The organism is Candidatus Poribacteria bacterium (genome assembly GCA_021295715.1).
Lineage (GTDB): Bacteria > Poribacteria > WGA-4E > WGA-4E > WGA-3G > WGA-3G.
This window is the reverse complement of the sequence record JAGWBV010000060.1, coordinates 1-757: the sequence shown is the minus strand read 5'-3', so window position 1 is coordinate 757 and position 757 is coordinate 1. Positions and strand designations below refer to the sequence as shown.

Annotated in this window: 1 protein-coding gene; it reads left to right on the top strand. The window is 50.6% G+C overall.

What is annotated here, in order from left to right; all coding sequences use genetic code 11:
• Window positions 1–757: hypothetical protein (locus J4G07_14920; GenBank protein MCE2415284.1), on the top strand; the 757-nt coding region annotated here is incomplete at both ends.

Genomic DNA, 757 nt, shown 5'->3' with positions numbered 1-757 from the left:
TGCAGAGAGATTTACTATCGGAAGTAACTGGTGGGAAAGTGACAGAGGCAGAGATTGCTGTCCAGGGGGCAACAGAGGGGCAATCTGTCGGTAGTAGCGTCTGGACTTCTCACAAACTCCCGTCTACAGGGCGGATGGCGGAGATGTTGAAACCGCCTGTTCCTGAAGGTGCTATCTACGGATCTGTGCTCCTATTTTCGCCACGGGAACAGGCAACGACACTATATGTCGGCAGCTACCTCGAGCTCCAAGTTTGGCTCAATGGAACTTTGATTCACGAGCATGCGCGTTATCAAAGGCGGGGCACTGATTATACAGATGAATACCCTGTGCCACTTCAACAGGGTAAAAATGTCTTGTTAGTCGCGCTTCACAGCAATGGTCAGGGCTTTTTTGGGTTTGAACCGGGGACAGAATATACAGTGGCAAACTCCGGTATTGGGTACACCTTTTCCAAGCCTGCAATCCATGTCGGCGATACATTCACCCTTGATCTCAGGGCAGAAAACGTGCCCGATTTAGCGGGATGGCAATTTGATATTGCATTCGACGCTGCATCACTCAAGGCAATTGAGGTAAACGAAGGCGGGTTTCTGAAAACAGAGGGCGCAACGACCTTCTTTCAAAGAGGAACAATTGATAACACCGCTGGGAGAATCAGAGGTCTCAGTTCAGCGAGTCTCAGCGGAGACGGTGTCACCGGTACGGGTACGTTACTGTCGGTGACCTTCTCAGCAAAGACAAACGGACAGACACA